This is a genomic window from Streptomyces sp. NPDC056222, assembly GCF_042264065.1.
Lineage (GTDB): Bacteria > Actinomycetota > Actinomycetes > Streptomycetales > Streptomycetaceae > Streptomyces.
Genome location: NZ_JBHJTL010000220.1, coordinates 1 through 828, shown reverse-complemented (window position 1 = coordinate 828; position 828 = coordinate 1). Strand labels below are relative to the sequence as shown.

General features: G+C 64.6%; 2 protein-coding genes. One reads left to right on the top strand and one right to left on the bottom strand.

The window, feature by feature from the left end; translation table 11 throughout:
- On the bottom strand, positions 1-267 hold a 267-nt coding region (locus tag ACFC0D_RS38625; protein ID WP_376446801.1), incomplete at its 3' end, for a hypothetical protein.
- Positions 268-555: 288 nt separating this feature from the next.
- On the opposite strand from ACFC0D_RS38625, the gene ACFC0D_RS38620 reads away from it, so the two are divergent.
- Positions 556-828: hypothetical protein (locus tag ACFC0D_RS38620; RefSeq protein WP_376446799.1), on the top strand; the 273-nt coding region annotated here is incomplete at its 3' end.

Genomic DNA, 828 nt, shown 5'->3' with positions numbered 1-828 from the left:
GCCGAAGGGCCAGAAGCCACCGAAGATACTCAGGATCGCCCACATCAGATAGTTTTTGGGGGCTGCCGGGCTAGTGTGTTCCATACGTTGAATCTCCTTGGTTGGGCGCGGATTATGCCGCCCGCTGGCGGCACCGGCAAACGGGCCCGGTGCTGCACGCTGCCCAGATATCGCTGGCGCCGCGCCACGGCCCACGAAAAGGACGATTTCCTGGTGGTGCAGGAGCCCGCCGACCCGTGGATGTGGTGCGGCAATCTGGATATTCACGTGATTATCATCACGTTTCTCTTGAAACTCCGATTCGATAATCGGAAATGCCGGCGCCGTGAAGGCGTTGGGGGAATCCGGATCCGTCCGACGTCCGCATCGTCGACCCACCGACGGCAACCCCCTGGGGGCATGGGGGCGGACAGCGTGCGCGTTGATCTGCGTGTGCAGCGGCTGGCGCGAGGCGCGGCGTAGGCATCGCAGCATCACGCAATGAAGCCAGACGCTAGGCATTGCGCGATCGCCTGGTGCAGCAGCACCGGGGCGCCATTCGCAAGGGGAGTTTCAATGCACAGGCAAGTCAGTCAGATGTTGCAGCGCGCCTATCAACCGTACCGGTCCTTGCCCGACCTGCTGGGCGCGTTCATCAAGGAGTTTTCGCAACACCATGCGCTGCGTGGCGGCCGTGTCCATCTGCGTGGACCGGACACGGCCCCTGGCCAGGACGCGTCGCTGGAGGCCGGTCAGCGCCTGCCGATCCGCTACGGCGGCGAGGTGCTCGGCGAGCTGCAGCTGGAAGGCGAGTCGGGTGGACTGGACAGCAGTGCGCTGGCGCTGGGT